Annotated in this window: 20 protein-coding genes and 3 tRNA genes; 14 read left to right on the top strand and 9 right to left on the bottom strand. The window is 40.8% G+C overall.

The annotated features are described in order from the left end of the window. Positions 1-9: 9 nt before the first annotated feature. The 5 genes from DRB05_RS20495 to DRB05_RS20470 form a co-directional block, all read right to left on the bottom strand. Positions 10-1,092 carry a M23 family metallopeptidase gene (locus DRB05_RS20495; protein ID WP_128728564.1) on the bottom strand — a complete coding sequence of 361 codons (1,083 nt, stop codon included), beginning with the start codon at positions 1,090-1,092 and terminating at the stop codon, positions 10-12. Between the two features lie 142 nt (positions 1,093-1,234). Then, entirely contained in the window at positions 1,235-2,548 is a 1,314-nt protein-coding gene (gene fahA, locus DRB05_RS20490; protein ID WP_128728563.1) for a fumarylacetoacetase, read from the bottom strand. A gap of 132 nt (positions 2,549-2,680) precedes the next feature. Then, entirely contained in the window at positions 2,681-3,727 is a 1,047-nt protein-coding gene (hppD, locus tag DRB05_RS20485) for a 4-hydroxyphenylpyruvate dioxygenase (RefSeq protein ID WP_128728562.1), read from the bottom strand. 418 nt (positions 3,728-4,145) lie between these two features. After that, positions 4,146-5,582 carry a peptide MFS transporter gene (locus DRB05_RS20480; RefSeq protein WP_128728561.1) on the bottom strand — a complete coding sequence of 479 codons (1,437 nt, stop codon included), beginning with the start codon at positions 5,580-5,582 and terminating at the stop codon, positions 4,146-4,148. Between the two features lie 576 nt (positions 5,583-6,158). Beyond that, a complete protein-coding gene (locus tag DRB05_RS20470; RefSeq protein WP_128728560.1) occupies positions 6,159-9,038 on the bottom strand; it encodes a hybrid sensor histidine kinase/response regulator in 2,880 nt (959 codons plus the stop codon). Positions 9,039-9,802: 764 nt separating this feature from the next. Between DRB05_RS20470 and DRB05_RS20465 the strand changes: the two genes are divergently transcribed. The 7 genes from DRB05_RS20465 to DRB05_RS20435 all read left to right on the top strand — a co-directional run bounded on the left by DRB05_RS20465 (position 9,803) and on the right by DRB05_RS20435 (position 14,534). Beyond that, positions 9,803-9,878 (top strand) — tRNA-Phe (locus tag DRB05_RS20465). Positions 9,879-9,941: 63 nt separating this feature from the next. Further along, positions 9,942-10,017, top strand: a tRNA-Thr gene (locus DRB05_RS20460). A 150-nt stretch (positions 10,018-10,167) separates the two neighbouring features. Next, positions 10,168-10,243 (top strand) — tRNA-Phe (locus DRB05_RS20455). Between the two features lie 281 nt (positions 10,244-10,524). Beyond that, the gene (locus DRB05_RS20450) at positions 10,525-11,322 is read left to right on the top strand and encodes a hypothetical protein (RefSeq protein ID WP_128728559.1); all 798 of its coding nucleotides are present in this window, start codon (positions 10,525-10,527) and stop codon (positions 11,320-11,322) included. Between the two features lie 370 nt (positions 11,323-11,692). Further along, positions 11,693-12,211, top strand: a complete 519-nt coding sequence (locus DRB05_RS20445; protein WP_205125744.1) for a hypothetical protein — start codon at positions 11,693-11,695, stop codon at positions 12,209-12,211. Further along, entirely contained in the window at positions 12,208-13,443 is a 1,236-nt protein-coding gene (locus DRB05_RS20440) for an XRE family transcriptional regulator (protein ID WP_128728558.1), read from the top strand. The genes DRB05_RS20445 and DRB05_RS20440 overlap by 4 nt, the downstream gene beginning before the upstream one ends. Next, positions 13,440-14,534 carry a beta family protein gene (locus DRB05_RS20435; protein ID WP_128728557.1) on the top strand — a complete coding sequence of 365 codons (1,095 nt, stop codon included), beginning with the start codon at positions 13,440-13,442 and terminating at the stop codon, positions 14,532-14,534. Before DRB05_RS20440 ends, DRB05_RS20435 begins: the two co-directional genes overlap by 4 nt. Here the strand turns inward: DRB05_RS20435 and DRB05_RS20430 are convergent. Next, a complete protein-coding gene (locus DRB05_RS20430) occupies positions 14,491-15,081 on the bottom strand; it encodes a sce7726 family protein (RefSeq protein WP_128728556.1) in 591 nt (196 codons plus the stop codon). The two genes, DRB05_RS20435 and DRB05_RS20430, sit on opposite strands and share 44 nt — an antisense overlap. A 732-nt stretch (positions 15,082-15,813) precedes the next feature. Between DRB05_RS20430 and DRB05_RS20425 the strand changes: the two genes are divergently transcribed. From DRB05_RS20425 to DRB05_RS20395, 7 genes are all read left to right on the top strand, one after another. Next, positions 15,814-16,698: a phage integrase N-terminal domain-containing protein gene (locus tag DRB05_RS20425; RefSeq protein WP_128728555.1), complete on the top strand. Its 885-nt coding sequence runs from the start codon at positions 15,814-15,816 to the stop codon at positions 16,696-16,698. Positions 16,699-16,712: 14 nt separating this feature from the next. Further along, a complete protein-coding gene (locus DRB05_RS20420) occupies positions 16,713-16,931 on the top strand; it encodes a hypothetical protein (protein ID WP_128728554.1) in 219 nt (72 codons plus the stop codon). Beyond that, positions 16,924-17,853: a hypothetical protein gene (locus DRB05_RS20415; RefSeq protein ID WP_128728553.1), complete on the top strand. Its 930-nt coding sequence runs from the start codon at positions 16,924-16,926 to the stop codon at positions 17,851-17,853. Before DRB05_RS20420 ends, DRB05_RS20415 begins: the two co-directional genes overlap by 8 nt. A 140-nt stretch (positions 17,854-17,993) precedes the next feature. Next, positions 17,994-18,341, top strand: coding sequence for a hypothetical protein (locus DRB05_RS20410; RefSeq protein ID WP_128728552.1), 348 nt, complete (start codon positions 17,994-17,996; stop codon positions 18,339-18,341). Continuing rightward, positions 18,338-20,002 (top strand): conjugal transfer protein TraG N-terminal domain-containing protein, encoded by a 1,665-nt coding sequence (locus tag DRB05_RS20405; RefSeq protein ID WP_128728551.1) that lies wholly within the window; start codon positions 18,338-18,340, stop codon positions 20,000-20,002. Before DRB05_RS20410 ends, DRB05_RS20405 begins: the two co-directional genes overlap by 4 nt. Before the next feature lie 164 nt (positions 20,003-20,166). After that, positions 20,167-21,222, top strand: coding sequence for a PIN domain-containing protein (locus tag DRB05_RS20400; protein WP_128728550.1), 1,056 nt, complete (start codon positions 20,167-20,169; stop codon positions 21,220-21,222). Positions 21,223-21,270: 48 nt separating this feature from the next. Next, the gene (locus DRB05_RS20395; protein ID WP_128728549.1) at positions 21,271-21,858 is read left to right on the top strand and encodes a hypothetical protein; all 588 of its coding nucleotides are present in this window, start codon (positions 21,271-21,273) and stop codon (positions 21,856-21,858) included. A 181-nt stretch (positions 21,859-22,039) separates the two neighbouring features. Here DRB05_RS20395 and DRB05_RS20390 read toward each other — a convergent pair whose 3' ends face one another. The 3 genes from DRB05_RS20390 to DRB05_RS20380 all read right to left on the bottom strand — a co-directional run bounded on the left by DRB05_RS20390 (position 22,040) and on the right by DRB05_RS20380 (position 23,735). Beyond that, a complete protein-coding gene (locus DRB05_RS20390; RefSeq protein WP_128728548.1) occupies positions 22,040-22,369 on the bottom strand; it encodes a hypothetical protein in 330 nt (109 codons plus the stop codon). Between the two features lie 409 nt (positions 22,370-22,778). Beyond that, positions 22,779-22,991 (bottom strand): hypothetical protein, encoded by a 213-nt coding sequence (locus tag DRB05_RS20385; RefSeq protein ID WP_128728547.1) that lies wholly within the window; start codon positions 22,989-22,991, stop codon positions 22,779-22,781. Positions 22,992-23,027: 36 nt separating this feature from the next. Next, complete coding sequence (locus DRB05_RS20380) at positions 23,028-23,735, bottom strand: hypothetical protein (protein WP_128728546.1); 708 nt, start codon at positions 23,733-23,735, stop codon at positions 23,028-23,030. Positions 23,736-23,737: the final 2 nt, after the last annotated feature.

Genomic DNA, 23,737 nt, shown 5'->3' with positions numbered 1-23,737 from the left:
AATTAGATGTTACTTATTGAATGCGCGAGCGATTTTAATTGGGTTAAGGTGTTTTTTACCTTGAATCACTTCATAGTGCAAGTGTGTCGCCGTACTTCTTCCTGTGCTGCCCATTAGTGCAATTACGTCACCTTTATTGATCTGCTGGCCTTTTTTTACCTTGATGGTGTGAAGGTGGCCGTAGCGTGTGGTGATGTTATTGGCGTGTTCAATTTCAATAAAATTGCCATAGCCGCCATTTTTCCCCGCTCGTTTAACGGTGCCAGAGGCTGGGGCTACGATCTGTGTTTTGTGCCAACCTGCGAGATCGATACCTTTATGATAAGCACGGCGGCCAGTTATTGGGTCTTTACGAAAGCCAAAAGCACTAGAGACATAATATTTTTCCTGAGCGACAGGTAATGTGTCTGGCAGTTGGCCAATCATCGTCGATAGCTGTGCATAAACTGCGTATTGGTCAATGGCATTAATAAAGCTGGCTTCTACCAATTCTAAGTCGGCTTGGAAGTAGGGGCCACCTTGCGCTTCTGAGAAATCAGATGATAATTGTAATCCCGCACTATCGATGGATTGTTGCATCGCAGCAATTTCAGCGCTGAATGATTGCCCAAGCTGTTCGCTGAGCTGTCGTTGTTGAATGAGTAGAAGACTGGCTTGGGGAGCAAACTCAGCTGTAGAGCTTGGTTGTGGATTTTCAATGTCTGAAGATATTTCTTCTAGCTCGCCTTCCGCTACGTTGTCGTCAGTTGTTTGGGTCGAGTCAACTAATGACTCAAGCACACTGTGCTGCTGTGACAGTTGGTCAAGCATGCCTTTTTGCTGTGCTAATCGTGCTTGAAGCTGTGATTTTTCTGCTTGCCACTTGGCTTGCAGCTGCGCAAAGTTTTGTTGCTCTTTAGTGAGCTTGTCACCGTTTTCTTGTAATTTGAGCGAGGCATTGGCTATCCACATAGCGAGCGCAAGCAAAATCAAAATCGAGCAAGCTTGAACCCAAGATGGCAATTTCAACATCTTGACAGTTGCGTCTTGACGAACAATTAATTGAGTTGGCTTAAACAGCTTTAGATATAGGCGCTTGAGTACTTGCAACATTCAACCTCGGATTTAAATCAGCGCTACACTCTAACAATTTTTAGTCAAATTTCCAGTTTTTAGAACTAAAAAAAGGCATGAAATCATCATGCCTTTGATTTAAAAGTAAATAAAATTGCGATTAACTCACAATTAATTGCGATTATTTTGCTGGAAGTATAGTGCCTTCAACAGAACCAAAACCGATACGGTTATAGCCATTAGCTTCACACCAGCCGCGCATAATTACTTTATCACCATCTTCTAAGAACTTACGTTCTTCGCCATTTTCTAGAGTAATGGTTTCTTTGCCGCCACGGGATAGTTCGAGTAATGAACCCGCTTCTTCGTGCTCAGGGCCTGATTGCGTACCCGAACCTAGCATATCGCCTGGTAAAAAGTTACAGCCATTCACTGTGTGATGTGTCACCATTTGCGCAACCGTCCAATAGCTGTACTTGAAGCTGGATTCAGACAATTTGCTTGGTTTAGCGCCTTCGCTACGCATTTTTTCAGTCTCTAGTAAGACATCCATGCGAATATCAATAGCACCAGACTCGCGGTTTTGCGTTGATTCTAAGTATTCCAGCGGTTGTGGGTCGTTTTCATCACGGTGCCATTGAGTGCGGTATGGTGCCAGAGCCTCTGTGGTTACAACCCAAGGAGAAACCGTTGACGCGAAGTTTTTCGCAAGGAATGGACCTAATGGTTGATATTCCCAGGCTTGTAAGTCACGTGCAGACCAGTCATTAAATAAACAAAAACCAAAAACGTGATCTTCAGCATCTTTAATCGCGATAGAGTCACCAAGTTCATTACCTTTACCTAGATAAATACCTAGCTCAAGCTCGTAGTCTAGGCGCTTACAAGGACCAAAAGATGGGGTATCCGCATCAGGTGCTTTAGTCTGGCCTTTAGGGCGAGGGAATGTTTGACCTGAAACACCTATAGATGAAGAGCGACCATGATAACCGATTGGTACCCACTTGTAGTTTGGTAGCAGAGGGTTATCAGGGCGGAACAGGCTACCCACCGCTGTTGCGTGATAGATAGAGGTATAAAAGTCGGTGTAATCGCCAATGTGGCAAGGTAAAGCATATTCCACGTCATCTTGTGCAACCAATGCGCCTTCTAGGCTCGATTGCAGTTCAGAGCCTTCACGTAATGCACGAGAAAGCGCAAGTCTTAGAGCTGACCAGTACTGTTGACCCATACCCATAAATTCGTTTAATGCTGGGGCATTTGCCGCTTCTGCAGCCTCTGCTGCATCACCTGAAAGTAGGTTAGCGTCAACAACAGCACCAAGATCTAGTACTTGATCGCCAATCGCAACACCGCCACGAAATTCTTCGTTACTGTTCTTACGGCGAAATACTGCAAAAGGTAAGTTTTGAATAGGGAAATCAGTTCCAGTCGCATTCGCACTAGCTACCCAACTCTTTAATTGGATGTCGTGTGTTTCGTTAATTTGAGACATTGCCCTTCCTTTAATTTTGGCTTTCAACTTGAGTTATGGTCAAAAGTGAAAAACTCAAGTCGTAATAGCAATTTGATAAACCACAAAAAGCAGCTATCGCTAGCTGCTTTTTAATTAATTTAATAGGTGTACTTAGATCACGCCACGGCGCTCTTGGTCACGTTCAATTGACTCGAATAACGCTTGGAAGTTACCTTCACCAAAGCCGCCATCGTCAACACGTTGGATCATTTCGATGAAAATTGGGCCAAACAGATTTTTAGTGAAAATCTGTAGTAGGTAGCAATCTTCGCTTTGGCTATCTACCAGAATTTGGTGCTGTTTGATCTTTTCTTTATCTTCTTTAACCCAAGGCACACGGTCAAAGATAGTGTCGTAGTAGTGATCTACGATATCTAAGGTGGCAATGGTGCTCTTGTCGAGCTTATCTAATGAGCCAACCAAGTCGTCAGTCAAAAAGGCTAAATGCTGTACTCCTGGACCATTGTACTCATCTAAGTACTCATCGATTTGGTTGTTGTTGTCATCTTTACCTTCGTTGATTGGAATAGAGAAGGTGCCACATGGTGACTTAAGTGCATAAGAAAGTAGCGCCGTTTTTTGACCTTTGATGTCAAAGTAACGAACTTCAGTAAAGCCAAATACGTCTTTATAGAAGTTAGCCCAAGTTTCCATCGTTCCTTTATAAACATTGTTTGTTAGGTGATCGATGCGCTTAAAGCCTTTGTCTTCAACAACCTTTTGCTCTTCTAGGTCTACGAAGTCTTGCTCGTAGATAGAGCCTTTATCGCCAAAGTTTTCGATGAAATAGATAAGGCTATCGCCAATACCGTAAATCGCTGGGTATGGTAGGTCTTTGTGTGTTGAATCAGTCGCTGGTTTTGCACCACGCTCAACCGCAGTATCAAATGCCTTTTGCGCATTTTCTACACGCCAGCCCATAGAACAAATTGCCGGACCGTGGCTTTTCGCAAACTGTGCCGAGAAGCCTTCACGCTCGTTATTCAACAAAAAGTGAATATCGTGCTGGTTGTAGTAAACGATATCTTTGTCTTTAAATTTCTTTAGTTTTGAGAATCCAAAGTCAGTGAATACCTTATCCATGTAATCAGCGTCTGGTGTTGCATATTCTGTAAACTCGATGCCGACTAGGCCTAGTGGATTATTTACTTCACTCATTGTTTTACTCCCGTATTAAGCACTGGGTGACTTGTTAGTATTTATGACTGGATGATTAATCAAATTACTGCAAAGGGGAAGTTAGAGGCAGTAAATAGCAGTAGGAGAGTTTGTAAATTTAGTTGCACAATTGCCATGTAAAAGACACAAAATTGATACTGGCTTGACGATAATTATTTTTGCTTAAATTTTGACTGAAAATAGCAAGAAGTTTTGCAGGATATTCATTGGGGTTGCTCTCTATTACTATGATTTTATTTGGTTTTTATGCTTTTTGTTGAGGGGTAACATGAAAAGGAGGTTTTTTATCATATCACTAAATTGAGAGGTCAAATGACGCTAAGTGTATTTAAATGTTTACATTTGACTGTTGAGAGAGAAGTAAACCACGCTAAATTAGCGTGGTTTACAGCAAATATTATTGCTTCTCAGCGGATACTTCTAGTTCTTCTGCAAGGTAATGCTCTTGCGTATGAGGTTCGTGCTTACCCTCAGCGCCGTGCATCCAATCTACAAGCTTGTTGCTTAATAGATACATTAACACAGCAGACAGCAAGGCTACGCCACCTAAACCAATGAAGATGCTCATCGCATTTTTCATCGCTTCTTGGCCTTCACCGATGAAAGAGCCCACAAGACCAGCAAGTTTGTTTGCAACAGCCGTACATAGGAACCAAATACCCATTAGTAGTGATGCTAAACGTAGTGGCGCCAATTTACTTACCATAGAAAGACCGATTGGTGATAAACATAGTTCGCCAAGTGTGTGGAACATATAGAACAACACCAACCAAATCATGCTGATCTGCAGTGTGTCACCCGCTTCGCCGCCCTCTGTTGCAAGTGCTAGCATCATAGTTAAGAAGCCTAACGCAAGGAAAACAAGGCCAATGGCAAACTTAACAGGAGAGTTTGGCTCTTTGTTATCTAGCTTTAACCAGATCATGGCTACTAATGGCGCAAATACGATGATGAAAATAGAGTTCAGCGACTGGAACCAAGAAGCAGGGATCTCAAAGCCCATAAACATACGGTTGGTATAGTCGTTTGCGAATAGGTTCATCAGGCCACCTGCCTGCTCAAAACCCATCCAGAAGATAATTGAGAAAACACTCATAGTGAAAATAACACGAATACGATCTTTTTCTTTCTTCGTAAGCGGCTCTTTTGTCAGAGAGTCAGACATCTGTTGAGAAAGTTTAGCTGAAGGTACTTTACCGATATCGCCAAGGTATTTCTGGCTTAAGATAAGCTGCATAACCACAGAAATGATCATACCTACACCCGCCGCGATAAAGCCAGCCTGCCAGTTAACTACTGCCGCTACATAACCGGCAACAAGTGGACCTAATGCACCACCTAAGTTGATACCCATATAGAAGATAGTAAATGCACCGTCACGGCGCTTGTCACCTTCTTGGTATAAATCGCCAACCATCGTTGAGATATTAGGCTTGAATAAGCCATTACCTAGACAAAGCAGTGCTAAGCCAAGGTAGAAGACGTTTACTTCTTGTCCTGCCACAACACTGTGAGGAATACCCATAATAAAATGACCTGCGGCCATTAAAATACCACCAATAATGATGGCTTTACGCTGACCTAATACGTTATCTGCAAGCCAACCACCAAACAGCGGAGTAAGATAAACGGCCATGGTAAATGTGCCGTAAAGGCTTAGTGCGTCGGCATTGCTCCAACCAAAGCCGCCATTTTGTACTTGTGCTACAAGATAAAGAACTAAGATGGCACGCATACCGTAGTAGCCAAAGCGCTCCCACATTTCGGTACCAAATAATAAGAAGAGGCCTTTAGGGTGACCCAGAAATTCTCCGGCCTTCGGAACTGAATTCATATGTACTTCCTAATCTAATCAATGTGTTGTATCTGGCCATTTTTATAAAGAATGCGTTATTGCATCTAATGTTTTCAATCAACACTGAATAATGAGCCATATACTTAGCATGCAACGTTAGAAACGATGCGCGGTAAATAGAACACTTTTCAATGCAGATTGGCATTGCTTGTTGAGTCACCGAGTAAAAACCTTAATCAGATATCTACTTGTTGAGCTCAGGCATGCCTGTACTTTTTTTGAACGGGTGGCCAGTACCTATTTCAACTAGCGTTTGTTGTATGTAACGACTAACTAATTTAAAAAAGCGCGTCAGTATACTCAGTGAAAATTAATAGGGGAAGTGTTTGGAGTCAGAAAGCGAATAAAATGCGGTCAGTGATTCAGGGAGGGATCATTCTTGTGGGTGGCGTTTATATCTAAATGAATGGCGTGAGCATTAATATCGCTGATATTTACCATTCATTGCAGGTGTCGGTGCAGGTCGACCCTGCGATCCATTTCTCTTTACCTTGTTGAAAAAACGCTTGCCCCTAGTGGAGGCTGGAGTTGCGAGGGGGCAGTGCCCCCACATCATTAGGCCTCTTGGCTCAAATATTGTTGAATAAACTCTGTAGCGGCTAAAAAGTCCTGCTCCAACTTATCACGCATCTGAATAAGCTGATCGGTGGTAAGTGTGCCTTCTTTACACAAAGATTCAAACTCGATGGCTGTTTCTGCTACTTTTTCGGCACCGATAGTTTTAGAGATAGACTTAAGTTGATGGCAAGCTTCAATGATTTCCTCTTGGCTCATCGTGATCACCGCGCCGTTTATATCTCGTGTTAACTGACTACTTTGTTCTAAGTACATTCTGAAAAAGCGATTTCGTTTTGCTTCATCATGGTTTACATACTTGTTGAGCATGTCCATATTGATAGCTGGTGCAGGCTCACTGCCCTCTGTCGCAATAACTTCAGGCTCTACAAGCATAGCTTCATTAATAGCAGGCTCTAGCTCTGTTTCTTGCTCTTCTCCTGCCTGTACCTGGCTAACGGCTACTGACGCAGCTGATGGCTCAGTATTTTGTTGTGGTTGCTGTGTTTTTGGTAAGCTTTCAATACACTTATTGAGTGTTGCTTCTAGTACATTTAACTCAACCGGCTTAGTAATATAGTCATTCATGCCACCAGCCTCACAACGCTCCCTTTCGCCTTTTAGTGCATTAGCTGTCACGGCAATGATGTATGGTTGCTCAATGGTATCGGTTGCGGTTTCTACATAGTCTCTAATATGCTTTACCATGTCGTAGCCCGACATCTTCGGCATATGTAAATCAGTCAGTACGATAGGAAAGTGCTCTTTTTTCCAAAGTTCTAGGCCTTCCTCACCATTTTCCGCAACTTCGACGCCATAGCCTAGCAGGTGTAATTGGTCGGTCAGCACTTGTTGATTTAATACGTTATCTTCAACTAACAACACCAATTTGTTGGTTGCTCTTGCTTCATCAACGCTTAAGAAGTCGTTGATAGTGCGTGAAGGAGTGGTATCTTTTGGTTTATGCAAGCCCGCAGCGACCAAGATGGCCGTCATAAAGCTAGACTTACACAATGGCGAAGCATTGAGGTAGAAAATATTTTTATGATTGAGCGCAGCTTCGTCCATTTTACTTAATACAACAACTTGTTGTTCATTTTTCTCTAGCGAATAGACTACGGTTCTTAGCTCTTCATTGACCTTATCCATGCCGTCTAAGCCGTCGAGCACCCAAATTAATTGGTCTTCGTGCTGGTGTTCAGTTATCTCGCTTTCATCGATGGCAATCACGTTTGCACCCATAAATGATAGGTAGCGATTCAAAATAGTGCGTCTCTCGTTATTTGGGGTGAGTAGGGCAATGGAACGCCCGTTTAACATTTGCTTGTTCGCGTAATTTACTTTGCCATCCACACTAAATGGCAACTCCACAACAAACTCACTTCCCATGCCAATATCAGAATTAACATGGATACTACCAAGCATGAGCTCGATTAAACTTTTACAAATGGAAAGGCCAAGTCCTGTACCGCCAAATTCTCGGGTGATAGAGCCTTCAGCTTGAATAAACGGATTAAAAATCTCTCTTAATTGGGCTTTTGTCATACCTTTACCATTATCTGTAACGGTAAAGCGCAAAGTATAGTGCTCCGAGGTATTTTGCGAAACTTCTACGGAGATTTTTACATAACCTTGTATTGAGTCGTCTGTAGTCGTGAACTTGATGGCGTTACTGCAAAGGTTATAAAGTACTTGCCTCACGCGGACGGTATCACCAATTAAATTGGTTGGAATGTCAGGAGCGATAAATAGTTGCAAGTCTAGCTTACGCTTTTTCGCTACAGATGAAAGTACACGTGCGACTTCCTCTGTGGTTTCAGCCACCGAGAAAGCACTATTATCTATGCGTAATTTACCCGCCTCAATTTTAGAAAAGTCGAGAATATCATCGAGTATACCAAGTAACGAGAAAGCCGAGTCGCGAATAATAGTGGTAAGGCGATGCTGAGCACCGTCAAGATCAGTTTGACGTAGTAAATCAATGGTACCAATTACACCATTCATTGGTGTGCGGATCTCGTGGCTCATGGTGGCTAAGAAAGTGGTTTTTGCATCACTTGCACGTTCCGCATTTAAAATCGCCTTTTCTAGCGCCAGCGTGCGGGCTTGAACCTCAGTTTCGAGACTTTCTTGAAGCTGTTTTAATTCATTTTGTGTTGCTTGGTCGGATTCTATGGATGATTGTACTTGCTTTAATAGTGCATTTATTGCTTTAGCAACCTCAGCCAAGCCACCACTATAATAAGTACCAACCGCCGACTTATAGTTTTTATCCATCGTCAGATGATTGATTTCTGAGATAAGCTCTTCAGTATCGTTACTCGATGCACCAGAAAGCTTGCGTGCAGTAATCACAACAATCAGCAAGGTACTAATAATAGCGACAGCGAGTAGTATATAAGCAAAGAACGGGTCGCCTGATGACGCAGCTGAAACGGGTGGGGTATAAGTCAAAATAAGCTCACCAACACTTTGCTCATCTAACCGCAGTGGGACGTGGTAAACCTGCATCATGCCTTTGATATAAGATTCTTCACGATTCAATGCAATGACTTGCTCACCTGAACTTTGTTGAAATACCAAGTTTGGTTGTCCCACCCCTGTATTGACATACAAATAGGCGCCCAAATGTTCGTTAGATGCTATTAATGCGGACACAATCTGCTTGGCACTATCAAAACCATGTTGTGTAACTACCTTAGCAAGGGGAGCTGCAACTGTTGTTGCTTGCTGTTGCAGGTTCACGGTCGGCGCGGAAGAGACTGCAGCTTGCTTTGGCAGTAAGTAAGCACCTACGGCGCTGCACAGTCCAACAGTCAGTATTGCGATGAATAAAAAAAGTATCCGTCCATTTGCATTGGTATTCGCGCTATTTGCCATGCTTAATCCCAAAAGAATTATTTATACTTAGTAGTTGTAGTAATCCTATCACCTTCGGCAAGTTTTTACCTCTCGTTTTTCAATCAATAGTAGTAATAGGGTGAGAGGTAAGACTATTTTAAATCTCTGAATAATCAGGTTGTTACAAGTGCATTGTCGGTCTCGGTAAGAGAGCTTGGAAGGCTGGGGTTTGATAGAGGCTAAATTTTACTTAATTCTTTTGTTAAATGATAAGTGTCCATGACGGTAATTGCGGTGGCTAATATAAACTTTAGCTCAAAGGCAATATTGCTTGCAGAGTTAGGTATAGGTAGCTCAGGTGAATGAGAGTTGCGGTAAACTAATGGCCGGCATGTCGGCTAACTACTGCTGCGTAAACTAGCTTCGTAATCAGAGGGTCAGTGCTAGAGTTGTCGCAAGGTAGCTACCTGTATTTTGACTTTATATAAAGATGAGAATCTAAAAGAGTGGGTAAGTGTCGTTTAGCTGTGATATCGGAAGAATAAAAAATATACCTTCTTGTTTGTTTCACTTCTTTATATGTACATTAGCCTCAAGATGTGGATTTCTATTTGTTATAGGCCTACGGTAATTTGTCTTACTCATAGAAATAAACCGATAAATGCAGTAAAACATGGCTAGTCGGGCGTTTTTTCATCGAAAAAGCGGTATTTTAACCGCTTTGTCTGAAAACTGTGCAAACGATAAATGTATTTAAAAAAAGGGTTGACTTAGAACCGCAAAACCCGTTTAATACGCCGCACGCCCAGATAGCTCAGTCGGTAGAGCAGAGGATTGAAAATCCTCGTGTCGGTGGTTCGATTCCGCCTCTGGGCACCAAATTAAAATCATTGCATTAGCAATGTGGTGCATGCAGAAACTGCATGGTACACGAATTAGTGTGCCGACTTAGCTCAGTTGGTAGAGCAACTGACTTGTAATCAGTAGGTCATCCGTTCGACTCGGATAGTCGGCACCATTTAATTTAGGCGTCAGCCAATAATTTCTAGTTAGCTTAGTAAGAAGAGTTTCCTAGACATTAAAAAAGATTTGCCCAGATAGCTCATTCAGTAGAGCTTTTGGAGTGTATTGAAAATCCCTTTAAGGATTCAGATACTAAAAAAGATTTGCCCAGATAGCTCAGTCGGTAGAGCAGAGGATTGAAAATCCTCGTGTCGGTGGTTCGATTCCGCCTCTGGGCACCATCCCCTCTCGCTTACAGCGAATTTTGAAAATACCGTTTCCTACAAAAACACCTATTTCCTACAAAATCTATAACTTCGTCGCGCATGACGGAGGCGATTTAGCGAACGCCAGAAAGCAAAAAACCGCGATAAAGAAACTCAGATTAAGTTTGGCGACTTAAGTTTCCAACGCGGCTTTCATAAACATTCGAAAGTGTTTATATGGCTATCTTAGCCGTAGGGTAATCCTGTGTCTAGTAGGTAGTTAAAAATTTGCTGACGACGTTCCTGTCGAAAATGAATTGAGTCACAACCAAAAAAATAAATTTGCACCAAGTGCAAAGCAAAACTTGTGCAACCAAGGTAAAAAGAAGCAAGTTTCCTTCTCATTAGAAGTGCTGCATGAAACTAAATCTGATACCCAGACATTAGTTTTGGGCCATATTGCCTATCATCACGCTAAACACGGAAAATTTAACTCCAGCGTTTCATCTATCGCAAAACACCTTTGCTATTCTATCAACGCGGTAAAAAATGCGCTGAGTCAGCTTCTCAGCGCTAAAAGTGATGAAAAACAGCCTCTGCTGCTTGAAGAATGTACAAAAGGCTATAGCCGTACATTGAGGCTTAATTTAAAACACCCGCTAGGCTACCGACTACTTCAAAGCTACACGCAAATCATTCATGGCCAACAAGCAGCGAATACACTTCCCCTCTATGGTCTTCAGTTACATTTATTCGACTCTAAAAGCCGGTATGATTCACGACATCAGCACAAAATGCTGATGCTACATGCGTTGATAAGCAGTAAAATCAAAGCTAGCAAACTATCTACACGCAATAAACGAGACACCTACCAACAAAGCATTTCTCAGCTTTCTAAAAAGTTGGGATGGGCATACATGACAGTAAAGTCTTTAATTGAAACGATGCGGCCACTTGGTTTGTTGTCTGTGATAGAAGAGCAAGTAGATCGTGTAGCAAAGTTTATATTTGGTGAAGTGAAGGCAAGTAAAGCCAAAGTGCGCCGAACGATAATTCCCAAAAAAGAGCGCGAAGCAGCTCCAATCGAGCGATACCGCGATATTCCCATAGCTTAATTACAGCTTTCGCAAAGCTAAATCAGAACTGCCTCGATGCAGGGCTTTGTTGTGCCAGTTGTCTATTCCCCAAAGGTAATTTCCTTTTCTGATGATCATAATATTCTAGTGCAGTATAGGTGCGATGCAGCTTCTCTACTTTCGCTCCTATGATTAAATGTGACGAGGCCCTGTTTTTGGTCGTATATTTTAATTAGTGACAATAATTTTTTAAGTTAGTTAATTTAGAGCTTATCCTTGCTAAATTAGCTATATTACAAGCTAAATTTGTGATGTCTTTAAATACTAAAATAAATATTGATAGATATACTTTGGCTAAAGCTTCTCAATTGATTGTAATTCAAGGGTATAAATCTGGCATTGTTTGTATATGAATGTTATAAAAAGGTATATTTTTGTAATTTGCGTAAATTCAATGCCTGTAACTTTCATTGATATTCCCTCAGCGCCATGGCCTGTTTTACAGGAGGGAGTTCATACTCTAACTATTACTGAATTTGAAACTTTATTCGTTTTTAATTCCCATAGAAGAAACCAGTATGAAGGCTTGCGCAAGGCTATAGACATGCTTAAGGAAGCTGGTTGCTCAAAACTTTATATAGATGGAAGCTATGTTACAAAAAAGCCATTACCAGGTGACTATGATGCGTGTTGGGAGCGTGAGGGAGTTGACATTACCAAGCTTGATAAAGTTTTACTAGACTTTAGTGATAGGCGAAGAGCTCAAAAAGAAAAGTATGAAGGGGAGTTTTTTCTTGCTGATAATAAGGCCGATCACGTAGGAACATTATTTTTAGATTTTTTCCAACGTGAAAAGCATTCTGGCTGTCGAAAAGGAATCGTGTTGCTTGAACTTCATGGCGTGGTAGTGCGTGAGGAGTCTTTATGATACTTAACGATAGGGAGTTAATACACTATAAAGGTTTAATGGTTGATCTCATCGACGCACTCAACTCTATTACTCATGATGGAACATTACTTCAAAGCATTCAAATTAATTCTATTGAAAGTCAAATAAAAGAACTTGAAGAGGATATTTACTGCTATAAGCAATTGAAGGAAGGTAATTTTGAAGTAAAGCATGAGGTTAAAGTTAAAGACTTACCTATATTCGTAATATCTGCGCGAATAGCAAAAAATATTAGCCAAGAGGAACTCGCATACAGGCTAGGAGTGACCGAGAAGCAAGTTCAAATGATGGAGTCAAACCAATATCAAGGAACAAGCCTTTCAAGAGCTCTTAAGGTAGTGGAAGTTTTGGATGTAGGGATCGAGAGGTTAGTGAAAGACAATGGAGACTCCATATTAGTTGAGGAGAAGGCGTCTGATTTTGATTGGGCTTCTTTTCCAATAGTAGAGATGCGAAAGCGAGGTTGGATAAGTGATATAGGGAACGCAGTAGATGCTGTAAAAAGCTTTATCCAAGATTCCTTTGGGCAAAGCTATGAAGTTACTCTTTATCGGAAGGCCAATTTCGCTGGCAAAGCAGCTCATGCAGCATCTCTGCTTGCATGGCAAGCCCGAGTTATATCTAAAGCCGAAGAGACTATAAAGCAACTTCAGTTACCTTCTTTCGAGCTAAATGACTCGTGGATACCAGATTTGGTGGGCCTAAGTCAATATGAAGACGGGCCAATCAGAGCTAAAGAATACCTTTTGGGTAAGGGGATTATTCTAGTAAATGAACCTCACCTAGAGAAAACTTATTTAGATGGTGCCGCAATGCTCTCTGAAGGGGGCAACCCAGTAATTGGTATGACATTTCGGCATGATAGGCTGGATAATTTTTGGTTCGTGTTAATGCACGAACTTGGACATGTTTTCCTTCACTTACATATTTTTGGAAATGAATTTGTTGATGAAGATGTTGGTAATCAAGAAGTAAGTGATGTAAAGGAGAAACAGGCGGATCAATTTGCTTTAGATAGTTTAATTAGCCCTCAGCAATGGAGAACTTCAGTTTCTAGGATAATGAAGACGGAGAAGGCTATTTTAGGTGATGCTCAAAGGTTTGGAGTGGGCCCAGCGATAGTTGCAGGTCGGCTACGTAAAGAGTTTAATAATTATACCTTATTTAGCCAATTAGTAGGCTACGGGAAAGTAAAGGAGTTGTTTGAGTGATATGTAGTAGTGATGGATATGTAAAGTATCTTCCAATCCTAAAGTGGAGACAGGGAGAGTATCAAGCTTTGTTGAGGCTAGATCCACAAACTAAAGAAAATATATACCCTTTATTTGTTGTACCTCCAGTTGAATATGACTTTGAGGAACAGAGACCAAAAAAGTCGCCGGAAGAGCATGTTGAGAAGCTTGCTACTCGATACAAACAAAAGTGGGGACTGCTACCTTCATTAGTAGATATAGACTCAAGTTTGCATTTACAAAATGTACAAGACGGAAGAACTGTTCCTGAATTTATATTCGATGAGCTGAAAGGTGTTAAAGGGATATTTTCCCCAGTTGTCAAACTTGACTATGATAAAAGTTATTTAGCAGCAGTTAAGCGGAGTTGGCAAACATGTAATACAGGAATAGGAATCCGTATTTCTCTAGATGAGCTTGCAAGCCCTAGCAGCGTAGTCCAAATTGCGAGCCTTCAGTCTTTTATCGGTTGTACTCAGGACAAAACAGACTTAATTATTGATTTTGGTAAAGGCGCCAGTTATGAACCCACTGACGATGTTATTTTAGTAGTGAAAACTATATTGGGGCAAATTGACAATTTAAATGGCTATCGGTCGATCTATGTAGTGGGAACTTCTTTAGAGTTGGGCGATGTTAAAAAGCCTGGAGCTGAGCAGGCAAGGAAGGAGTGGATATTCTTTCAAGCGTTATATCGCTCAATAAGCAATACTTATAGTAAGTTAGGCTATGGAGACTATACGATAGAGACACCAGAATTTACATCATTAGACATGCGTATGCTGAAGCCTGCGGCAAAGATTGTTTATTCGTATAAAGATAAGTGGATAATATACAAAGGAGGGTCATTCAGAGACAATCCTGCTCAAATGAAGGGTTTATGCAAAAAGCTAATTACTGCGAAAGAAAATTACTACTATGGGAGAACATTTTCTCAAGGCGATGAAAAAATTTATGACTGTGGTATCAACAATGGCAGCACAGGTACGTTAGGAACATGGAAAGAGGCTGCAATCAGCCACCATCTTACATTGGTTGTAATTCAGAACGCCAGTTTGCACGGCTTTTAAAGGTTATCTTTATATTTCTAACTAATTCATAGAGGTTTATATGCTCCACAAGCTGGCTATAAAGTTCATGCCTTGTCTTGCTAACTAAGTTCTTGGTTATTCCGATTTCCTCCATTATCGATATAACTTCAGCCTTCCATAAAAGGTGAGCTACGCTAAATGGCTCTACTTTCGGGTTCATTTTAGCTTTTCTGTAGCATTTAAAATGAATACCTCCTTTCGTGCCTTTCTCCGCGATGGTGATACCTACGAAGTCAGGTACGAGGCTTAGTACTTCCTCAAAGTGATTGGGAGCAAGAATTATTGTGAGCTTTTGCATAACCTTTAAATAAGCAGTTAATTGGTTTGAAAAGCGCAATAAGTTATCTTTAGAACTTTTAATTTCATAGCCGTGAATACATCCGTTAACGACTGCAATATCTATCCTTTTTGCGCCATGCATAATACCAAGCTCATCAACTACGATAGTATCTTCACTAGCATGTTGCATTTTCAATTTTTTCTTATGAAATGCTTGTCGGATCTCCTGATCGTAAGTTTCTAACATGACCTTCTACATTTTTAATTTACTACAAATACTGGTATCAAATTCTATATTATTTTTCGATATTTCGCACGTTGAGGAAGACCTATTTAGAAAATTTATACGGTAGGTTATCGCATCTTTATTATGTACTTAATTGACCGCGTCACTCCCTTTTCAAGGAGGGAGTGACGCGGTGGTAAACCCCACGCTAAACCAAGCAGAACAAAGAGGGGCGAATCAATTGTTGACGTTCTGAGCGCGTTATGACACTCTAAAAATGATTCCAAAAATAGCGAGACATCGGTCATCGCGTCATCAAACAAAGCCTTTGGCTTTGTCATACCAGTGAGATCTACTCACAACTAAAAACCAAGCTTTCGGGCTTTTTACCTTACAAATTAGTTCATCTGAATTAGGCACTTTTATGCCTTGAATTTGGCTATTTGTACCTGCGTTTTGCAGAGAATTAAGCGATCCCTAACGAACTCAAATAGGAGAAATGTTATGACCTAACTGACCTGTGCTGAGCACATTTTTATATGCGCTTTATCATGCACGCCCATTACGGGAAGCATCTAAAGCGAGGCTAATTTGGCCATTTTGAACTGTTGTGCCCTTATTCGTATTTATACGGAAATTGTACGCTCCAACGTGCAGTTGGCATTTAAAACTTACCATTTGGATATTGGTTCAAATAGTTAGTTGGGTTGGTAACGTGTAATCGAATTTATAAACACGGTGAGTGAACAAGTATTGAGTAATTTAAAATATCAGCTTCAAGGGCTTATGCTCAGAAATCAAGACGGTAGTTTTGGAGTTAAGGCTGAGCGTAAAAAAGTACTGGTCCAGGTCTCTGCTCAGCTTAAACAGGGCGGATATCGCTTGCAATCAGTACAATCACTCAAACCCAAACACGTAAACTATCTTGTTGAGCGCTGGCTGGGAGAAGGGCTATCTGCTGGCACCATTAAAAACCGGCTTAGTCATGTAAGATGGTGGGCGGAAAAAATCGGTAAAGCCTCGATGCTGCCAAAGTCCAACAATGGTGCAAACCAAGCAATCACACTGGATTTGCAAAAGCGAACCTACACACCTACCGAGTCAAAAGCAAAAGAACTAGAACAAAATAAGCTTGATAAAGTCAGCGACCCACTTGTTAAGCTCTCACTTCGGCTGCAGCGAGAGTTTGGCTTACGTAGAGAAGAAGCCATTAAATTTCGACCTAATTATGCCATTAGAGGCGAACAGTTAGTGCTAAAACCCAGCTGGACAAAGGGCGGTCGTCCCAGAGTCATTCCTATCAGAACAGAATCTCAGCGACATCTACTTCAACAAGTGCAAAAGCAAGTCGGTGGAGGCGCGCTGATCCGCCCCGACCGAAACTATATTCAACAACTCAAAGCGTATGAACGGCAAACATGCCAAGCAGGGCTAGATAAAAACCACGGGCTTAGGCACATGTATGCCCAAAAGCGCTACTTAGAACTAACCGGTTGGCGCTCTCCAATTGCCGGTGGGCCAACAAGCAAACAGCTCACACGAGAACAAAAGCAAATTGATAGACAAGCGCGATTACAAGTTTCGAATGAACTCGGCCACAGCCGAGAGCAGATCACAGTCATATATTTAGGTCGATGATGGGGGGCAATTAGATGGCAGAAAAAATAACGTACCGCGATGTGAAAGGTATATTCATTCCCGACGCTGAATGGGCACAATTTTTAGATGATGTAAGCACTATTAAGCAGCGCTCAACAGAACTGGAAAAAGTAAACGGTGAGCAACAGTACAAGTTAAAAAAGCTGGCAAGGATCATTCAACGCAAGGATAGACAGCTGGCTAAATTCAATCATGGAGGAAGCCATGTTTGAAGGGACACTTGATTTCAAAAATGAAGCTACACAGTTGCTAGTTCAAGGAATATGTGAGCTTAGCGCTTATGATGGTATTGACTCCGCGGTTCAAGAACTTGGAATTAGCAGGCAGGCTGGTGTGTTTATTACCGAATTGACAGTATGTGAGCTGCATGAGTTTTGCCTTAAGCTGTCGAGTCAAAAAGCAGTTGAGCTAAAAGTTAACTTTAATACTGCTACGAAGTTGGCTGAGTTAGTTGCGGAACTAAATTTATCTCAATTACAAAAGCTTAATGTATCGACTCAATTATACGTAAAGAGTTTGGGCGCAAGGTTCGAACATGATCAACTTTTAGCGAGTAAGTTTTTAGGTTTGTTGAGTGGTGCAATGGAACATGCAGAGCAAGCTCCAAGCAATTACTTTATGTTTCCGGTACCGTCTGAGTTAATAGTTGTAATGCAACGGTTACAAGCCGTTCATCTCAATTTGTACATGAGATTGTTAATTCAAAAAAACGTGGTTGGACTTGAAGTGGATAGTGCTAAGATGGATAGAGTGGTTGCGTCAATGAAGATTCAATTACAAAAGACTCGGCCAATTAGAGAGCTTATCGCAGCCGGAGCTGATTTAAGCTTTGTTCGCAAATATACTGGAGTAAAACATGTTAGCAGTAAGCTCTATACTCAATGCCGAATGCTGTATGGAGCCCATTGGCAAATCGAGTCCATCACTGCAAAAGATTGTGAAACTGTGTATGAGCAATTCAAGTCAATGGTGCAATCAAGAGCTCCTGTGGTAAAGATATACCTAGGCTTGCATCACACATTTGGTTATCGAATTGAAACCTTATACCAGTTTATTCAAAAGACATTGGTTTCAGAGTTTGAACATGATGATTATCAATTAAATTTAGAGGTAAGCAAACTACTCAATGACTAATAGACCTGCTGAGTCTGTAAACCAGTAAACGTAATAACGAGGCATCGGCCATCGTGGATCAGAGCAAAAAAGAAGAATTTAGTTGAGGCGTGGGTTGGCTGCGGCTCGATGTTTTTGATTTACGAAATACGGAGCTTTGTATGAAAACATTTCTTAAAAATACCCTTATCATTTCAGTTGCAGCTCTGGCGGTTCAAGCCTTGTTGTTAGGCCTTGTTATCAGTAATCCTAGTGCGATAGTGAACGGAGCTGATAGTTTCCTTGCTGGCTTAGTGGCCATGAATAAATCTACTGTAACTATTGGTTTTATCACTGATATTCTGGTCATCGTTGCCTCATTGGTGCTGACTTTTCGCTTTGAAAAAGGCTTCGCTTGGTTAGTGAGATCCAAGCGTCTATCACAAGCACACGCAGACTATCTACAAACTAAGAAAGTACGTGTTCTGGTTGCATTGTTAGCCGTTCCAATTTTGACGGTGATCGCATGACATTCACAAGCCTAAGCGACCTGTATTTTTTTGCTACAGGGGTATATGCCCTCAACACTATAACTGATATTGCTATCAGCACTAAACTGATAGTTGCACCTGTGATTGTGTTCATTGTAACCCAATTAATAAAAGCGTTTGAAGGTGATGAAGAAGCGAAGGTGGCCATACTTAACAAGCTGGAAATTGGCATCTATATGCAAATGTTTGTGTTTCTAGTTGCCTTTTATCCGATGGTGCCGCTTAAGGTAGATAGCTTTCAGCTATACAGCAAGCAGTGTGAAGGTTACAAGCAGCCAGAAATTAACAACGGCTTCTTTAAAGAAAACGGCCCCGCAAAGGATTTGGGGGTCTTGCTATCGAATAATGAGTTAAGAATTCCTCTTATTATTGGGCTGGCTAGAGCTTACGGAACTGGCTTTTCTATTGAAGCGGTGGACAGTTTACCTTGCGGTTTTAATTTAACAGGGGCTAGAAACACTTTGTTGAATAGTCGTATTGCTGATACAGCGCTACGCATCGAAACAAAGGAATTTATAAAACAGTGTTATCAACCGGCACTCAATAGAGCGTTACGCCAAGGCGATAAGAATATGCCGTGGATAGATGATCCTCGTACAGATGCTCAACCGTGGCCAGGACATAATTCATTTATGAATAACGCTTACTACGGAAACATAGGAAATGGCTTCTATTCTCAAGTCTTGTTACCTGGTTGGCAAGGAGCGCGAACCAATAAGAATATCCCTAAATGGTCTGAGAGCCAGCAAGCGGAAAGTAACGGGGAAATTGATTGCAACGGTGGCCAGTGTATTCACCAAGTGGGCGGTTTCCCTTCGTGTCGTGAATGGTGGCAAGGTATCGGAGCAGGTTATGGCGGTATCAGCGTTAGCAGTAACGATATGAGCCTCCGTAAGCGTCTATGGGATAGTATGCCTGAGGATGATAAGAGCAGTATATGGGCGCTCTTGCAGGTATCTTACCATGACGTTTCTGATACCTGGTATGAAGATAAGCTAATGGAAAAGGCCTATTTCAGCAAGGTGGCCATGCACCGTATTCAAGGCGCAGAAACAAGAGACTATGGACTGCAAAGTGAAGGTTTTTGGGGGACTGCTGGCAATTGGTTTAACCGACTAATGGGTACTGCCGGTAATATAGTTTCTACTGTTCCTGATTATGCCGAAGCTAGTTTAGTTCAATCAGCCGCGCCTATGATTAAAGGCGCTGCAATACTGATTCTATTGGCGGCCTTTCCTTTGGTTCTCATGGTAAGCCAGTATAGTATAAAAATGGCTACGACCGTTGGGGCGCTATTTGTTTCGATACAGTTCTGGCCATTCTTCTGGGAGCTTACAATTGTTTTTCAAAAGGCGTTTATTCAGACGGTTGCTAATAGCTCGAGCGTTCCCGTTGTTGATGTGTTAACGCAGCCTAACGTTATGATGAACAGCCAGCGTATAACAGATATGATGTTTATTGCGTTCCCTTTCATCCTGACCTCGTTATTAACCTATGCTGGTTTGGGCTTAGGTGGCGCTATTGGAAGCTTTCAGGGCATTAGTAAAGGAGCTGGCTCTGCCGGTCGAGGCGGCGGAGAAGCTGCTAGAAAGGTTGGAGGTAAAGTTGCCAGAAAAGCGGTGAGTAAAGGTGTGGGGTAGTGAGTCTCAGTGATTTTTACATCTTCAGATACTGCTTTAAAGTTGATAATAGATCCAACTAGGCTTGAAGATGCAAATTATATTTGTTGTACTGCGGAATAAATTTTTGTTGCTCAAAGTAGATGTGGATAAAGTTACTAAGCAATATAAAGCGGAATTACTAGATGGAAACTAAAAATATCTTTGTTGATACACAGGTGTTTGTGCAACAAGGCCTTAAATTAGAGAATCAGCAACTAAGGCGATTATATGAACTTGGCAAAGATGAACGCATTAGAATTTTTATATCAGAGGTCGTGAAACAAGAGGTTGCGGGGAAATTCGCAAATAAAGTACATAAAGCCCTTCAAAGTAAAAAAAGTATGATGAAGGAGCTCGAAGTATTGGAAGATCTGTTACCTCCAGAGTTAACAAGCGCTTTAGAAAAGTGTGATGAGCCTTCTCTAATTGAAGTGGCGTTATCCAAGTGGTATGCATTTATAGAGGGAGCGAATGTGCAAGTTATCAGCCCCGATAATATTTGTAATAGTGAACTGCTCTCATTGTACTTTTCAGGTAGCTTTCCCTTTAGCGATGGGAAAAAGAAAAGCGAATTTCCAGATGCAATATCATTACTTAGCCTTAAATCTCAGATTAAAGATATCGGGGAGAAAATCTACGTCATTAGCGGTGACAAAGATCTAAAAGGGTTTTGTGATAAACAAGAAGAGTTTATTTATATTAATCACTTAGCTGAGTTTTTTGATATATACAATCGCTCTGAAGAGCGCCTATCTGAGGTCGTACACCGCTTACTTGAACGTAACGAAGCATGGCTCTTGGAAGCTTTAGGTGATGCTTTTATTAACTGTGACTTTATATATGAGAATGACTATGAAGCTGATGTTGAGGACCCTGTTCTAAAGTATATAGATATCGTTGAAACCAACATCATTACTGTTGACAGTAGACGTGCAGAAATCTCAATTTTGGCTGAAGTAGGAATGCAAGCTGACATTTGTGGCCCTGACTATGACAATGCGATGTGGGATAGCGAAGAGAAAGAATACATTGTTTTTGACAGTTATAAAGTTACACGTGAGTTTGATAGTGTTTACTCGATGAGTATCGTAATCTTACTAGACGAAAAGCAAGAATACATAACCACATTAGGAGACTTTTCCGTTGACGAGGGAACTACTATTTCACTTCATTATGATGATTCCAGTTGGCAAAAGTGAACGCTTTGTATGTATTTTGGCTAAAATGTAAGTGGACATATAAACTCGATGAAAGTTAAAACATTTTACTCCTGTAACACAGCTCATGGTCTGATAGGTTCTTCTAAGTACTTACTAGGACATATTGAGGATGATGAGTTGTTTCGAAATAATAATAAATATTCATTTATTTTAGTCAGTGCTGCTACGTTAGAGAGCTTACTAAATGATGGAATAATTTCATGGGCTTTTCATACATTTAAAAGCGATGATTACAAGCGTCATGCACAAGCTTTTTTATCGATGAACTTAGTTAAAAAGCTAGATGCTTTAGGTTTCCTGTTGAGCTCAGGTGTATATGTTACAGATAATACTTCTGCCACATATCAAACCCTATCGAATTTAGTAAAGCTGAGAAATGAAGTAGCGCATAGTAAAGATTTTTACTCAGAAACAGAAATGGAATATGGCGCAGTTAATGAAGATGGTATGCAAGAGATCAAGTTTCCTCAAGATATGATTGCTAAAATGAGCAAATCACCTTTGAATATATCTAATGAAGACTGTCTTGGTATAGTCTCTAGCCTAGAGCATTTGCAGCTGGTACTAAAAAATGAAGTTAATTATTCAGATACTGAGTTATTTAAGCTTTTGTAAAATATTAAAGTGAGGGAAAATGACACCGTTCGTCGTGAACTCGAGCTTGAATTATAAATTGCATTAGTTCGGACAGGAACTGTCAGAAACGTTAATGTCATTCATTTCTGACAGATCATGTTGTGTCCGAAAAAACAGGGGTATTGTCTAAGCCTGTGACACGTTAGAGTATTCCAATATTTTAAAGCCTGTAACCTGTATATTGAACTTGTCCGATTGTTTGAACGCTAAAGAACAAGTAAAACCTGTCTGTATATTCTGATATATCAACCTTCAAAAAATCTTGGGTAGCTTTTTTCAATGAACTATCAATGTAATCTCTAGTCACATATACATCTGGTGCTCGATCATCTTTTCTTATATCGTAATGATATTCACCATCATCTGTATAAATTTTTAAGTCTACAATATCAATCTGAGAGTCATTGTGTTTGCTTTTTACTTTTTTCACTTCGACACTGAAATCAGTGATTGCATTTCCGTTTACACTTAACTGCTTTTTGTTTGGCATAGTGCCTCCTTGTTATTGATGATATGTTAGCGATAGCTAATCTGATTTTTTGGACAGCGTTAGTTGTTTATCGAGTCGTTCATTTTTATCAAAGTTGCTAACCTTTAGCTAGTAAAAAATCCTTGGTTTGAAATTGCCTAGGCTTCACTAAACATTTATCAACTTAGTCTTATATTGGGCAGATAAAACACAGCTTGTATCAGTGTGTGTCATGCACAGAAACTTTATCTGTGTTGTGTATGTGTATGTGTATGTGTATGTGTATGTGTATGTGTATGTGTATGTGTAGGAGGTACAAATAACCTTGGCTTGTCTACAGAACTATACCCGTGAGTTTTTAGAGTTTTCAGTTGATGATGTTGGTAAATAAATAATGATCTATGCTGCTAGCTGATATAAGCAACGTAGGTTAAGCTCCTTTTTCTAGCCATACGCCTCCATTTTCAGGTGCATTGCGACCCTCAAAATCAGTAACAATATCATTGTCACTATTTAGGCGGTAAGAGTTAGAGAAGTTACAGTCACTCTCGTCAGTATTTTTAGAGTTTGTGGGGATGCCTTCTTCAACGGTTTCTAGAATAGCTTCCCCGATAAGTTTTGTAATATCTTTGAGAGATGGCATACATTCACATCTGGCAGTTCAATTTGTATTACGAAACTACTCTGAAGATGCCCGAGAGTCAATTTGTCTACATCGGTTTATTATTTTTATTAGAGTTTCTGACCTATTGCTGCTTTCACTGAAGCCAGCAATCTCAGTTCTTGCTTCGTAGAATGGTAACACGCCTGCAGGTGTACCAAGTAGGCGATTGAGCTCCAATGATAGTAGAACAACAGTTTTGTACGCGTTTTCAGTAGTATTAATTATTTTATCTATTTGCTTCTCGGCTTTTTTTACTGATTCTTCAATGCCTTTCATCTTAACCGGTAATGATTTTAGGTGAACTAAGGCATTTCTAGCATAGGTAAGCTCTTTTAAGGAGTTTAGTGCAGGGCCTTTCATGTTCATTGATTTTCCGCAGATGAGCTTTGGTATAACAACCCACTTGCTAACTAGATTTAGTTTATCAATATACTTATCGACGTAATCATCCCCGAGCTGTATAGCAGCTAAATCAAAAATAGCTGCTTCACATGCCATTGCTGCGAATACGATGGTTTTAAACGAGGCCTCATATAGCTCTTTTTCTGAGATAAAATGTGCTGAAGGGTCTTCATTGTCAGGCATTGGAATATAATTTTCTTTTGCAACCAAATAGCTTTCAAAAGAGTCTTCTGCAATTTCCGCAAAGCTTTTTGCAAAAGAGTTCATTCTTGCCCAAGTTTCCATTACTTCGAATTCAACATGATGAATTGGATTGGTCACGT

Source organism: Pseudoalteromonas sp. A757 (assembly GCF_004103285.1).
GTDB lineage: Bacteria > Pseudomonadota > Gammaproteobacteria > Enterobacterales > Alteromonadaceae > Pseudoalteromonas > Pseudoalteromonas galatheae.
Note: the sequence above shows the minus strand (reverse complement) of the source record. Positions and strands in the feature narration are given on the sequence as shown.

Coding starts and splice junctions, on each gene's coding strand:
- DRB05_RS20495 (WP_128728564.1), bottom strand. CDS start 1,092: ATGTTGCAAGTACTCAAGCGCCTATATCTAAAGCTGTTTAAGCCAACT.
- fahA (WP_128728563.1), bottom strand. CDS start 2,548: ATGTCTCAAATTAACGAAACACACGACATCCAATTAAAGAGTTGGGTA.
- hppD (WP_128728562.1), bottom strand. CDS start 3,727: ATGAGTGAAGTAAATAATCCACTAGGCCTAGTCGGCATCGAGTTTACA.
- DRB05_RS20480 (WP_128728561.1), bottom strand. CDS start 5,582: ATGAATTCAGTTCCGAAGGCCGGAGAATTTCTGGGTCACCCTAAAGGC.
- DRB05_RS20470 (WP_128728560.1), bottom strand. CDS start 9,038: ATGGCAAATAGCGCGAATACCAATGCAAATGGACGGATACTTTTTTTA.
- DRB05_RS20445 (WP_205125744.1), top strand. CDS start 11,693: ATGAATGTTATAAAAAGGTATATTTTTGTAATTTGCGTAAATTCAATG.
- DRB05_RS20440 (WP_128728558.1), top strand. CDS start 12,208: ATGATACTTAACGATAGGGAGTTAATACACTATAAAGGTTTAATGGTT.
- DRB05_RS20430 (WP_128728556.1), bottom strand. CDS start 15,081: ATGTTAGAAACTTACGATCAGGAGATCCGACAAGCATTTCATAAGAAA.
- DRB05_RS20420 (WP_128728554.1), top strand. CDS start 16,713: ATGGCAGAAAAAATAACGTACCGCGATGTGAAAGGTATATTCATTCCC.
- DRB05_RS20415 (WP_128728553.1), top strand. CDS start 16,924: ATGTTTGAAGGGACACTTGATTTCAAAAATGAAGCTACACAGTTGCTA.
- DRB05_RS20410 (WP_128728552.1), top strand. CDS start 17,994: ATGAAAACATTTCTTAAAAATACCCTTATCATTTCAGTTGCAGCTCTG.
- DRB05_RS20405 (WP_128728551.1), top strand. CDS start 18,338: ATGACATTCACAAGCCTAAGCGACCTGTATTTTTTTGCTACAGGGGTA.
- DRB05_RS20400 (WP_128728550.1), top strand. CDS start 20,167: ATGGAAACTAAAAATATCTTTGTTGATACACAGGTGTTTGTGCAACAA.
- DRB05_RS20395 (WP_128728549.1), top strand. CDS start 21,271: ATGAAAGTTAAAACATTTTACTCCTGTAACACAGCTCATGGTCTGATA.
- DRB05_RS20390 (WP_128728548.1), bottom strand. CDS start 22,369: ATGCCAAACAAAAAGCAGTTAAGTGTAAACGGAAATGCAATCACTGAT.
- DRB05_RS20385 (WP_128728547.1), bottom strand. CDS start 22,991: ATGCCATCTCTCAAAGATATTACAAAACTTATCGGGGAAGCTATTCTA.